General features: G+C 37.7%; 7 protein-coding genes. 4 read left to right on the top strand and 3 right to left on the bottom strand.

Annotation, left to right across the window (positions count from 1 at the left end; all coding sequences use genetic code 11):
- Window positions 1-40: 40 nt before the first annotated feature.
- Genes GUB10_RS14915 through GUB10_RS14905 form a run of 3 tightly spaced genes read right to left on the bottom strand, consistent with a single transcriptional unit; the run spans window position 41 to window position 4,204 of the window.
- Window positions 41-979, bottom strand: coding sequence for an N-acetylmuramoyl-L-alanine amidase (locus GUB10_RS14915; RefSeq protein WP_227740436.1), 939 nt, complete (start codon window positions 977-979; stop codon window positions 41-43).
- 3 nt (window positions 980-982) lie between these two features.
- Window positions 983-2,905, bottom strand: coding sequence for a glucosamine-6-phosphate deaminase (nagB, locus tag GUB10_RS14910; RefSeq protein ID WP_193712263.1), 1,923 nt, complete (start codon window positions 2,903-2,905; stop codon window positions 983-985).
- 27 nt (window positions 2,906-2,932) lie between these two features.
- Window positions 2,933-4,204, bottom strand: coding sequence for an ROK family transcriptional regulator (locus tag GUB10_RS14905; RefSeq protein WP_193712262.1), 1,272 nt, complete (start codon window positions 4,202-4,204; stop codon window positions 2,933-2,935).
- A 213-nt stretch (window positions 4,205-4,417) separates the two neighbouring features.
- On the opposite strand from GUB10_RS14905, the gene GUB10_RS14900 reads away from it, so the two are divergent.
- The 4 genes from GUB10_RS14900 (at window position 4,418) to dusB (ending at window position 12,374) form a co-directional block, all read left to right on the top strand.
- Window positions 4,418-5,575, top strand: a complete 1,158-nt coding sequence (locus GUB10_RS14900; RefSeq protein ID WP_193712261.1) for an acyltransferase family protein — start codon at window positions 4,418-4,420, stop codon at window positions 5,573-5,575.
- Between the two features lie 16 nt (window positions 5,576-5,591).
- Complete coding sequence (locus tag GUB10_RS14895) at window positions 5,592-8,543, top strand: glycoside hydrolase family 3 N-terminal domain-containing protein (RefSeq protein WP_193712260.1); 2,952 nt, start codon at window positions 5,592-5,594, stop codon at window positions 8,541-8,543.
- A gap of 216 nt (window positions 8,544-8,759) precedes the next feature.
- Window positions 8,760-11,162, top strand: a complete 2,403-nt coding sequence (locus tag GUB10_RS14890; protein WP_193712259.1) for an outer membrane beta-barrel family protein — start codon at window positions 8,760-8,762, stop codon at window positions 11,160-11,162.
- 219 nt (window positions 11,163-11,381) lie between these two features.
- Window positions 11,382-12,374: a tRNA dihydrouridine synthase DusB gene (dusB, locus tag GUB10_RS14885; protein WP_193712258.1), complete on the top strand. Its 993-nt coding sequence runs from the start codon at window positions 11,382-11,384 to the stop codon at window positions 12,372-12,374.
- The last annotated feature ends 414 nt before the right edge of the window (window positions 12,375-12,788 follow it).

Genomic DNA, 12,788 nt, shown 5'->3' with positions numbered 1-12,788 from the left:
TTAATTTTAAATTGTTCCGTTTTTTAGAAGCAACAATTATTTAAAGATACTTCTTATAAAGCAAATACAGCACTTTTATATCATATGCATTAAAAGGTTGATCCAGGTCTTCTTGAATAAAGTGTAATTTAAAAGCACTTTTTGCTGCCTCCAGGTTTGAAGTATTGTAACCTATAATTTTTAGGGCATTTTCAATATTAAAATCGGCAGGGATTATTTTAGGAAAAACCAATTTATCTATAAAAGGGATGCGGGTAGTAAGCCGGGTATTGAGATTAATAACCAAAGGATTCGGTTTAAAAAACTCGGCTTCAAGTTGTAGGTTTTCTACTTCAGCTTCATCATACCACAGTCCAAAACCTGCGTCAGCTAAGCGTTTCCATGGGAAATAAGCGTTAGGGTCTACCTTTCTGGATGGTGCTATATCAGAATGTCCTATAAAATTTTCTGCGGGAATATTGTATTTTTCTTTAATTTCGTCTAATAACTTTAGCAGACTTGTAATCTGTAAGTCGGTAAATTTTTCTTTTCCATTGTTATCAATTTCAATGCCCAGTGAAGAAGAATTTAAATCGGTGTTGTTGCCCCATTGGCCAATGCCACCGTGCCAGGCCCTAAGATAATCGTTAAGCATATGGTATATTTCACCATTTTTTGCAACAACATAGTGTGAGCTTACCTGTGTTCTGGGAAGTGTGAACGTATTTAAAGTTTGTTTTATAGAGTCTTGCGCCGTATGGTGTAAAACCACGTAATTTGGTTTGCGCATATTGAAGTTAGTAGTTCCTACCCAGTAATCGCCATAATTGAGTGCGGATTCGTTTTGGTTTTCCCGGGTAGGGAACTGCTGTAACTCTTTACTAAAGTTTTTTACCTGCTTTTTATAGATTCTGTTGGTTTTCGCATAGGGGTTAGAACTGCATGAACCAAGTATGCCAAGCATTAACAGACTAATAAAAAGCAGATAAGAACTTTTCATTTTTTAATCAAATTTCCATCTTACAAAAGCCTCCATGGCTTCGTAGTTTGCCAGTCCAAGGGCATGGTAGCTTTCAGAGGTTTCGCGGTTTCTTTCTTCTGCCCGTACCCAAAACTCCCTTTCGTCATCACCTGGGAAAACCGGGGTGTCTTTTTGGGATTGGTGTTGAAAGATAGCCTTTCTTTTGCGTTCAACTTCTTGTGGAGATAGCGGAACTGCCATTTCGATCTCGTGAACAGCAAACTCTTGCCAGGCTCCACGGTACATCCATAACCAACAGTCTTTAGTCCAGGATTCCGTTTTACGAAGCCTGTTAAGTGCTTCCAGAATTATACGGAAACAAACAATATGGGTGCCATGAGGGTCGGCAAAATCTCCTGCTGCAAAAACCTGATGAGGTTTTATTTCGTTCAACAGTTCCATAGTAAGTTCTACGTCTTTTTCGGTTACAGGGCTTTTTACCCGCTTTCCTGTTTCGTAGAATGGCAGCGCCATAAAATGGATGTTTTTATCCTTTAGGCCTGCGTAACGGGCTCCTGCAATAGCTTCAGACTTTCTAATAAAGGCTTTTACGTCTCTAATTTCATCTAAATCTATATCGTTGGGTTGTTTCTTGTCAATAAATGCACGCATCTTTTCATAAGTTGCTTCCAATTTACTGGTGTCTTCTCCGGTACTTCGCTTAAAATCTATGGCAAATTCTACATAGCGCAATACATCGGTATCCCAAACAGCTGTATTTCCTGAAGTTTGATAAGCCACGTGAACATCGTGCCCCTGGTCTACAAGCCTAATAAAAGTACCTCCCATAGAAATAACATCATCGTCGGGGTGCGGAGAGAAAATTAGCGAGCGTTTTTTCTCAGGGCTTTTACGTTCCGGACGTTGGGAGTCGTCTGCCTGGGGTTTACCACCGGGCCAACCGGTAATGCTATGTTGTAATTGGTTAAAAACGTCTATATTAATTTGGTATGCCGGGCCTTGCTCGGTAGCAAGTTGTGCCATGCCATTATTATTATAGTCTTCGTCAGTAAGCTTTAAGATTGGTTTTCCTACTTCGGAAGAAAGCCAGATTACGGCTTTTTTAATAAGGGTTTTATCCCATGCGCAATCTTTTACCAACCAGGGCGTGTCAAATCTGGTTAATTCTGAAGCCGCATCGTTATCAAGTATAAATTCAACATTATCTGAAAGTTGAAGATAGGTTGCCGGAACATTTCCTGAAATCTCACCTTCTACAGCCTTTTTAATAATTGGAGCTTTTTTTCTGCTCCAGGCCATTAAAATAATTTCCCGGGCTTTAAAAATAGTACCTATACCCATGGTTATGGCTTTGGTAGGTACATTTTCTTTACCTCCAAAATCACGTGATGCATCGCGACGCGTTAAATCGTCTAAAGTAACTAAACGTGTACCAGAGTTGGGGGCAGACCCAGGCTCATTAAAACCAATATGTCCCGTTCTACCAATTCCCAGCAACTGTAAATCTAATCCGCCGTAGAACCCAATTTTTTCTTCATAGGCAAGACAATAATCAGTAATTTCATCTTTGTTTAGGGTTCCATCGGGAATATGAATGTTTTGCCTTTCTATGTCTATATGGTTAAAAAGGACTTCATCCATAAACTTAACGTAGCTCTGCTTGGCATCTGGTTGCATTGGGTAATACTCATCCAGGTTAAAAGTGATCACGTTTTTAAAACTTAAGCCTTCTTCTTTGTGCAGTCTAATTAGTTCTTCATAAACTTTAACCGGAGTAGCCCCTGTAGCAAGGCCTAGAACGGCATGTTCGTTATTACCCTGTTTACGCTGAATTAGATCTGCAATGCGTTTCGCTACCTTTCTAGAGGCAATATGTTCATCTTCATAAACTTTTACCGGTAGTTTTTCAAAACGTGTTTCTTCTAAAAGATTTAATCTTGCCATAATTTTAGCTGATTATTGATTTATTATTTAGCTGATATGCGATTTTACCAGGTTTACCTGGTCTTTAAAAATATCTTCCATTACTGCTATGGTGCCCCCGTACAAACTGGAATGTGCACCAAGAGTAGAAAGTTCTATTTTGGTACGTTCTTTAAGTTGCATCATGCAATAGGTATTTATAGATTGTTGAATTGGTGTGGTAATAAACTTCTTTGCTTCGGCAATCTTCCCTTCTAAAATCACCAATTCGGGATTAAATATTTGAATTAGAATCGCAATTCCTTTCCCTAATTTAATTCCTATTTCAGATAAGGCCTGGATCGCGAATTGATCTCCTCTATTTGCTGCCTCTATGATAGTTTCTGGTTCTAGTTTTTCGAGCTCTTCTTTTTTAAGACTATTTAAAACCGAAGTTTGTCCGGCTTTTAAACCTTCTTTTGTTTTTCTAACCAAAGCAAGGCCAGAGGCTTCTGTTTCCAGGCAGCCACGCTTGCCACAGTGACATAACAGGCCATCTTCTGTCATGGGGATATGGCCAAATTCACCGGCAAAACCAGATTCTCCAGAGTGCATTTTGCCACCCATAATAATTCCCAGGCCAATACCCCAATCCATAGAAATCACTAAAACATTGTTTTTGTTTTTGGCTTTTCCATAGCGAAATTCAGCCAGGCAGGCACTTTTAGCATCATTTAAGATAGCTACCGGTTTTTTAAATTTTTTCTCAATTTTTAATTTAAGTGATTCTGGCTCCTGTTCGCTTAAATAATAGGTAAAGTTCTTACCGGCATCGGCAGAAACCAGTCCGGGCATACTTATACCTACACCCATAATTTGGTCTTGCTTTATTTCGGCTTCTTGAAGCAATTCCTGGCTCCATTTATATAAGAGCTCTACAATATTGGTTTCTGAAGAGATTTCTGTTGGCCAGGACTTCTCCTTAATTATTGAATGGTTATTATCAATTATCGCTAATTTAATCCTAAAACGCTCAATATGAACACTTATTACAAAAAACGATTCTTCAATAAGCCCGTAAAGATCGGGCTTCCTTCCTCCTTCAGATTTTCCACGACCTTTCTTTATCACGATGCCTTCTTCAGTAAGTTGGTTCAAAAGAGACATAGAAGTTGGCAAACTTACATTAAAACGTTGGCAAACCTCTGCGTTTGAAGTCTCTCCATTTAGAAAAAGATGCTTGATGATCTTTAATTTCTGAAGAAATTTCTTTCGCTCTACATTGTTTATTGTAGAGAGGTTTTTTTCATCTAGAAAGAAGTTATGTAGGTCTGTCGGCATAAATTTGAGTTGTCTGGATTGTAAAATAAAAGCTTTTGGAAAAATGAATTTATTTTGAATTTAAAAGTAGATAAAAAAATCATTTTTAGAAATACTTTTTCTATTTTTTTATAAAAGATCGGTTATTTAAGCAAATTTTGTATTTTTATATATTTAGTTTAATATACAATTTTTAAATCTATTTTTCTTTAATTAGTATTATAATAAGCAAGGATGGCGCTTACAAACAAATTACCGAAGGAAACAACAAGAGTTAAAAGCGAGCGATATCTTGCGTTAGATGTATTACGCGGATTAACCGTGGCCCTAATGATACTGGTGAATACACCCGGTAGTTGGTCGCACATTTATGCACCATTTAAGCATGCGCCCTGGGATGGATTTACCCCTACAGATTGGGTTTTCCCTTCGTTTTTATTTGTAATAGGAAACGCGATGAGTTTTAGTCTTCGCAAATATGAAAGTATTTCTGAAAGCGTATTTTTAAAAAAAGTTTTTAAGCGGTCTATACTCATTTTTCTCATAGGATTGTTTTTAAATGCATTTCCCTTTGTTTTTAGGCAGGAAGGAGAACTGGTTTTTAAAAATTTAGCAAATATTCGTATTATGGGTGTTTTACAGCGTATTGCCCTTTGCTACTTTTTTGCATCTCTTATTCTTCATTATTTAAAGTTGAAGAAATCGATAATCTTTGGAAGTATTATTTTACTTGGGTATTGGGCAATTATGTGGTTTTTTGGCGATCAACCCAATCCGCTTTCACTAGAGCAGAACGCAGCGTTAAAGTTCGACCAGCTTATATTCAATGATGAAAATCTATATAAAGGCTATGGCTTGCCATTTGATCCTGAAGGTTTATTGAGTACACTTCCCGCTATTGTAAATGTAATTGCCGGGTATGCGGCAGGCGTTTTTATACAAAAATCGGGAAATAACATGGCTACTGTAATCAAGCTTGGTATATATGGTGTTATCTTGTTGGCGGTAGCACAAATTTGGGATATTTGGTTTCCAATTAACAAGCCTATCTGGAGTAGTTCTTATGTGTTATATAGCACAGGTTGGACACTTTTAGTGCTTTCAGTTTTTATATTGATTATTGAAATTCTTGGCCAAAAAAAATGGACTGGCTTTTTTGAAGCTTTTGGCAAAAACCCTTTGTTTGTTTTTGTCATGTCTGGCCTTGTAGTGATGCTTTTAAATGTTATTTATGTTAACGGTCAGGCTCTAAAACCCTGGCTTTACGAAAACTTATATCTTAGCTGGTTGAACAATTATAATGCTTCGCTGCTATTTGCCGTTTCTTATATGTTACTAATGTGGTTGCTTGGTTATTTTTTGCATAAAAAACGTATCTATATTAAAGTATAAAATCAATTTTTGAATAATGGAAAATATAAAAGTTCGCTTGCTTACCTTTATAATGGTTTTTTTAGGCCTAACGCTTCAGGCGCAGGAAAACCTTAAAAAAATACCGGAATTTCTTCAATATACCAATAGTAAATGGGTAGATTCCATTATGCAAGAGCTTACTCCAAAAGAGCGTATTGCCCAGCTTATTATGGTCGCGGCTTACTCTAACCGTGACAACGCACATAAAGAAGAAATTTTAAAATTGATTAATGATCAAAAAATTGGGGGTGTAATATTTTTCCAGGGCGATCCAGAAACACAGTTAACTTTGATGAACGATTATCAATTGGCTTCAAAAGTTCCTTTGTTGGGTGCCATAGATGCCGAATGGGGTCTGGGAATGAGATTAGACAATACCATAAGCTATCCTTATCAAATGGCTTTGGGTGCTATCCAGGACGACAGTTTGGTGTATGAGTTGGGTTGTGAGGTTGCACGCCAAATAAAACGTACCGGCCTTCACCTTAATTTTGCACCGGTGGTAGATGTAAATAACAATCCCAACAACCCGGTAATTAATTACCGCTCTTTTGGTGAAAATAAAGAAAACGTTTCCCGCAAAGGAATTGCTTATATGAGGGGTATGCAAGATGCTAATTTATTGACATCGGCCAAGCATTTTCCCGGACACGGAGATACCGATACCGATTCCCATTATGCACTACCCCAAATAAACCACCCTTTTGAAAGATTAGATTCCTTAGAAATGTATCCTTTTAAAGAATTAATAGACGCCGGAATTGGAGGTGTGATGGTAGCGCATCTAAATATTCCCGCGCTAGATTCTACCGGGGTGCCTTCAACCTTGTCAAAATCTATTATTACCGGTATTCTTAAAGATAGCTTAGGATTTAAAGGGTTAATTGTAACCGATGCCATGAATATGAAAGGGGTAACCGCCGGAAACGAACCCGGTGTTGTAGATAAAGACGCTATTTTGGCCGGAAATGATCTTTTAGAGTTTACCGAAGATGTTCCAAGAGCTATTGAGGAGGTTAGTAAAGCTGTGCAGCAAGGCCTAATTACCCAGGCAGCATTAGATGAAAGAGTGAGAAAAATTTTGGCGGTTAAACAATGGGTTGGCTTAAATGAGTTTAAAGCGCAAAGCCCTAAAAATATTTTGAAGGAGATAAACACTCCTAAAGCAAAATTTTTAAACAGAAAACTGGTAGAAGCCTCACTTACCGTATTAAGGAATAAAAACAGCATTTTACCTTTAAGAAAACTGGATACTTTAAAGATTGCTTCAATATCTTTTGGAGCTTCCGGGCAAACTGAATTTCAGAAAAGCCTAAATCTTTATACCGAAGTAAAAAACTTCCAGTTAAAGGCCGGTGCAAGTGCTTCTGAAGTAGCAAAAATCAAAGAAAAACTTTCAGCATATAACCTGGTTATTGGTGGAATTCACGACGATAGCCGTTTTCCCCGCAATACGATGAAATTCTCTAAACCGGTAAAAGATTTTATTGCAGAACTTGCCGGGGAAGAGCATACGGTTTTTAGCTATTTTAAAAATCCATATTCCTTAAATAAACTTGATGGGATTGAAAATGCTGCCGGTTTGGTTTTAACCTACCAGGATACCAAAACCACACAAGACCTTGCCGCCCAGCTCATTTTTGGTGGGGTAGGAGCCAATGGAAGACTTCCTGTGAGCGTTGGTGAGAAGTTTAAATCTGGAGACGGATTGGATGTTAAGGGGAAAATAAGGTTAAAATATACACTACCTGAAGATGCCGGGATGAATTCTAATGTGCTTTATGGAGGTGTAGATTCTTTAATGCACGAAGCCATAAAAAAAAAAGCGACGCCGGGAGGACAAATTTTAGTCGCTAAAGATGGAAAGGTAGTATTGCATAAAGCCTATGGTTTCCATGAATATAGCGATACCATAAAAGTAAAAAAAAACGATATCTACGACCTGGCTTCGGTAACCAAAATTTCTTCGGCTTTACCGGCTTTAATGAAGTTACACGATGAAAGGAAATTTGAACTTGATGCCGGTATAGAAGATTATTTACCCTATTTTAAGAATTCAAATAAAGCAGAGGTTCCTTTTAGGCAAATCCTTGCTCACCAGGCCAGGTTTAAGCCCTGGATTCCTTATTGGAGAAATACGCTTCGTGAAAACGGAAGTCACAAATGGTTTACCTTTAAAAAAGATTCTTCCAGGCGCTTTCCTGTAAAAGTGAGTGAAGATTTATGGTTACATCGCAATTACCAGAAGAAGATATTTAAAGCTATTAAAAAGTCAGACTTGGAAGACGAGGCGAAATATAAATATTCGGGTCTGGTTTTTTATTTATTGCCCTCAATAGTTGAAGAGATTTCCGGGGAAGATTTCAGAAAATATATCAATGAAAATTTTTATAATAAACTGGGTGCTAAAAGCTTAGGTTATAACCCGCTGGAGCGCTTTGAAAAAAGCCGAATAGTCCCTACCGAACACGATTATTTATTCCGAAAAAAACCAATTCATGGAATGGTGCACGATGAAGGTGCAATAATGATGGGTGGTATTTCTGCCAACGCCGGACTTTTCTCTAACGCCAACGATCTTGCAAAACTGATGCAAATGTACCTTAATATGGGCGAATATGGAGGGGAGCGTTATATTGAAGAAGAAACCTTAAAGGAATGGAGTACAGCCCAGTTTCCCGAAAATAACAATCACCGGGGGATAGGTTTTGATAAACCTTATTTAGAATATAAAGGCGAAAGCAGCAATACGGCAAAGGATGCCAGCAAAGCCAGTTTTGGCCATACAGGCTTTACGGGAATTTATGCCTGGGTAGACCCTGCCGAAGATTTGCTTTACCTGTTTCTTTCTAACCGGGTTTTACCTACAAGGGAAAATACAAGACTATACCAATTAAATACCAGAACTAATATACAGCAGGTTTTATATGATGCTATAGAGGAATAGTGTTTTAAGATTGGTTTATTGGCACCGCCAAAGGATGTAATAACCCTGGGCTTGCCTCGAAATTAATAATTTGTTTTCAACGAATGACTCGTGGACTTTTTTCAAGGTGATTTATTAATAAATATTCTGAATTAAAGAATAGATTCCTTAAACACTTTACATATTATTTAATAAAGTATATATTTGTTTGAATTTTTCGCAAACCATTCGAAGTATATGAACCGTAAATGCCCCCCCATCCTAATTACCCTACTACTTCTATCTTCTAACCCTTTTTTTGCACAAAACAGCTTAAAAGGAAAACTGGTAAATGAAGCCAGTGAACCGGTGGCATTTGCCAATGTTATTTTATTAAATTCACAAGATTCTACTTCTGTCTATAAAGGGGTTATTTCAGAAGATAATGGGGAGTTTTCTTTTAAGGAAGTTCCATCTGATAAATACCTCTTAAAAGTGAGTTTTGTAGGATATGAAGAATATCTACGCGAGATTTCAATAAATTCTGATAAAAAATTAAAGAAAATAATCTTAAAAGAAGCTGCCTCAAACTTAGATGAGGTAACTATTAAAACCCGTAAACCAAATATTACACGAAGCATAGACCGTATTACCTTTGATGTTGAAAACTCAACACTTTCCAGCGGAAACAGCTGGGATATTTTGCGACAAACCCCGGGAGTAATTATAAACCAGGGGCAATTGCAGGTTAGGAATGCCGGGGTAAGTGTTTATATAAACGATAGAAAAGTACAATTAACTGCCGATGAACTACAAAACCTTTTACAAAGTTATTCGGCCGAAAATATTAGTTCGGTTGAGGTAATTACCAATCCGCCGGCACGTTATGAAGCTGAAGGCGGTGCTATTCTAAATATTAATACCACTTCAGCTATATCTCCCGGTTATAAAGGAAGTATAGAAGGAGCATACACACAGGGCATCGTTCCTAAATACCTGTTGGGAACCAGTCATTATTGGAAAGGCGAAAAGTTAAATGTGTTTGCTAATTATACTTTTAGCCCCCGAAAGGAAATAAAGAGGGACGATAATTATATTAATTTCCCCTCTGATTTTGAATTCGATCAAAGATGGCAAACCGATTTTGAAAGAATAACACGTTCCCAGGCGCATAACGCCAATATTATTTTCGATTATGATTTTGATGAAAAGAATAAGTTAAGCTTTTCTTCTAACCTCTTGTTCTCTCCCAATAAGACATTTGATAATTCAGTAAGCACTGATATTGCTACCCAGGCAAATACAGCTTTTTCTAATTTTAGAACCAATAGCGGTGTAACTACCGATGATAGTAATGTTGCATTAGATTTAAGTTATATTCACAGTTTTGAAAATGGGGGAACTATTTCGGCCGGCGCTCACTATACCAAATTTAACCAGGAAAGAGATCAAATGGTGGAAACCAATTATTTCGGAAATGGTGAATTGGTGAATAATATTGCCTTTAGTACCGAAGCAATTCAGGATATCAACATTTTTACCGCCCAAATAGATTTAAGTACGAGTCTTGGGGCAACCGCATTTGAAAGCGGACTTAAATTATCGAGTATAGATTCAGAAAGTGGGATCGATTTCTTTAATGCCGAAAGCCTGGAAGAATTGTACGATAATCTTTCAGACGAATTTCATTACGATGAAAATGTGTATGCATTGTATGCCAGTGCCTCCCGCGACTGGGAACAGTGGAGCGCAAAGTTGGGGCTAAGAGGAGAATATACCGATCTTTTAGGAATGTCTTTTTCAACTGATGAATTAAACAGTCAGGAATATTTTGAATTATTTCCTACCGCTTACCTACAATACCGGGCTTCAGATAATCATAGCTTTACCCTGGATTACAGCAGAAGAATTGAACGCCCACGTTATGAAAGTTTAAATCCATTCCGCTATTTTCTAAATGAAAACGATTTTAATGCGGGAAACCCGAATTTACGTGCTGCAATTAGTAATAATTTCAACCTGAATTATACCTTAATGCAGAAGTATTTTTTTGATATTTATTATAGGGATAATGGCAGGTCTCCGGCTAGTTTGGCCTTTCAGGACAATCAAAATTTAACCATTAGAAGAATGCAGGCAAATCTTTTAGAGAGTAAAAGTTACGGCCTGGATATGCTGCACGGGCGTTCTGTTTTTGGCTGGTGGTATACACAATTATATGCCTCTTTATTTCACGAAGAAAATAAATTTCTTGCTGTAGAGAGTGATAATGCCAAAGTAACCAACGAGATTGATGCGGTTTATACCCAGTTATACAATTCTTTTACACTATCAAAAGATGGTACTTTTTCGGGTAACTTAAGCTTTACCTATGTTTCAGATTTTATTTCCGGCTCTTATAATTTTGATCCTTTTTCAACCTTAAATATTGGTTTTAGAAAAACACTTTGGAACAAGCGTGCAGAATTAAGCCTGAATATCCACGATATTTTTAATGATACTAATACCAGGCTTACTTCCCGGTATCTAAACCAGGATAATTCATTTTTTGCCTGTGAGGAAATGCGTTATGTTAGGCTTGGGTTTAAGTATAACTTCGGAAACTTTAGGCTGAAAGATAACCAACGTAGCATAGAAGCCGCCGAGAGGGATAGGTTGTAAAGGGCCGAATATGCTTTATTCCGTCAAGCTGAACTTATTTCAGCTTCTAAACCTATACTGAAATTATATCTTGTTAGATCCCCGATAAAAAATCGAGGCAGGCTCTAAAATAAATTCAGGATGAGGGTTTATAGAGAAAATCCGATTTAACTCCCTGCTTTTGGGAGGCTTGGGGTGGGCTTACTTTTTTTGTACTTTTGCACTCCAAAATAAATTAAAGTGGCTAAAATAGGAAATATAGATGTAGGAGACTTCCCGTTGCTGTTGGCACCGATGGAAGATGTGAGTGACCCGCCATTTCGGGCGCTTTGCAAAGAGCAGGGAGCAGATGTGGTTTATACCGAGTTTATTTCTTCAGAAGGGCTTATTCGCGACGCCGCGAAAAGTACCATGAAACTTGATATTTATGAAAAAGAACGCCCGGTAGGTATTCAAATTTTTGGAGCCAACCTAGAATCTATGCTGCAATCGGTAGAAATTGTAGAGAAATCCAATCCCGATATTATTGATATCAATTTTGGTTGCCCTGTTAAAAAAGTAGTTTCCAAAGGTGCCGGGGCCGGTATTTTAAAAGATATAGATCTTATGGTTTCCCTTACAGAAGCCATGGTGAAACATACTAACCTGCCGATAACCGTAAAAACCCGATTGGGTTGGGATAATGACTCTATAAAAATTGTTGAGGTTGCCGAAAGGTTACAGGATGTAGGCTGTAAGGCCATTTCTATTCACGGAAGAACCCGTGTACAAATGTATAAGGGCGAAGCTGATTGGGCACCAATTTCCGAAGTGAAGAATAATCCGCGAATGCATATTCCGGTTTTTGGAAATGGCGATGTAGATACGCCCGAAAGAGCAGTGGAAATGAGGGATAAATTTGGTCTGGACGGTGCCATGATTGGTCGTGCGGCTATTGGTTATCCCTGGTTTTTTAGAGAGGTAAAACATTATTTTGAAACCGGAGAGCACTTAGCGCCACCAACAATGATAGAACGTTTAGATGCCGCAAGGCGTCATTTACAAATGTCCATTGACTGGAAAGGGGAAAAGTTGGGTGTTTTTGAAACCCGTCGCCACTACACGAATTACTTTAAAGGAATACCACATTTTAAAGAATACCGAATGAAAATGGTGACCAGCGATGATGCTGTAGATGTTTTTGCGGCTTTTGATGAGGTAGAACGCGACTTTTCTGATTTTCAGTTTGCTTAAACATAATTTAGTCATCCTGAACTTGTTTCAGGATCTAATACCTTAAAAATAGTATTTCGGAAGTTTACTTATTTTTTGAAAAATAAAAAGAATCCTTCTCCTTATTTTAAGGCTAGTTGGAGGGGTTTTATGTTGCAGAATTTTTGCGTTCTTAATTTGTTGGGTGTTTAACCACCCCCTTCTTCAGCTACACTGAATTCATTCCCCTCCTTGAGAAGGAGTGGGAGCTGTTATCTCTATCATCGTGAATTTATTTCAGGATCTAATCATTTAACAAGTATGAATTCCGATGTTATTTAGCATCAATGAAAAAGCAGTAATCGAGTATCTTTAATATTCACCATAAAAACTAAAGATATGGAATCCCGAGTTACTGCCCAACCAAAGTTATTCATAGGAATCGACATCCACAAG

Origin of the sequence: Salegentibacter sp. BLCTC, assembly GCF_015143665.1 — a bacterium.
Lineage (GTDB): Bacteria > Bacteroidota > Bacteroidia > Flavobacteriales > Flavobacteriaceae > Salegentibacter > Salegentibacter maritimus.
Note: the sequence above shows the minus strand (reverse complement) of the source record. Positions and strands in the feature narration are given on the sequence as shown.

Coding starts and splice junctions, on each gene's coding strand:
- GUB10_RS14905 (WP_193712262.1), bottom strand. CDS start 4,204: ATGCCGACAGACCTACATAACTTCTTTCTAGATGAAAAAAACCTCTCT.
- nagB (WP_193712263.1), bottom strand. CDS start 2,905: ATGGCAAGATTAAATCTTTTAGAAGAAACACGTTTTGAAAAACTACCG.
- GUB10_RS14915 (WP_227740436.1), bottom strand. CDS start 979: ATGAAAAGTTCTTATCTGCTTTTTATTAGTCTGTTAATGCTTGGCATA.
- GUB10_RS14895 (WP_193712260.1), top strand. CDS start 5,592: ATGGAAAATATAAAAGTTCGCTTGCTTACCTTTATAATGGTTTTTTTA.
- GUB10_RS14890 (WP_193712259.1), top strand. CDS start 8,760: ATGAACCGTAAATGCCCCCCCATCCTAATTACCCTACTACTTCTATCT.
- GUB10_RS14900 (WP_193712261.1), top strand. CDS start 4,418: ATGGCGCTTACAAACAAATTACCGAAGGAAACAACAAGAGTTAAAAGC.